Origin of the sequence: Micromonospora sp. DT62 (assembly GCF_049847285.1) — a bacterium.
GTDB lineage: Bacteria > Actinomycetota > Actinomycetes > Mycobacteriales > Micromonosporaceae > Micromonospora > Micromonospora reichwaldensis.
In genome coordinates this window covers 1-203 of the sequence record NZ_JBNCOB010000090.1, presented here as the reverse complement: position 1 = coordinate 203, position 203 = coordinate 1, and the positions used below count along the sequence as shown (strand labels likewise).

The window sequence follows — 203 nt, the reverse complement described above, 5'->3', positions numbered from 1 at the left end:
ACGATGGCCTCGGTGGACCTGTCGGCCGAGGCGGTGGCCGAGCGGCTGCCGGCGTTCCCGGGTGTCGGGGTGGCGGCCGTGAACGGCCCGTCCACCGTCGTGGTGTCGGGTCCGCCGCAGCCGGTTGCCGACCTGGTCGAGTCGTGCCAGGCCGACGGGGTGCGCGCCCGGTTGATCCCGGTGGACTACGCGTCGCACTCCGT

At 74.9% G+C, this 203-nt stretch carries 1 protein-coding gene; it reads left to right on the top strand.

What is annotated here, in order from left to right; translation table 11 throughout:
* A partial coding sequence (locus tag ACPXCB_RS31635) for an acyltransferase domain-containing protein (protein ID WP_425879792.1) occupies positions 1-203 on the top strand: 203 nt, incomplete at both ends.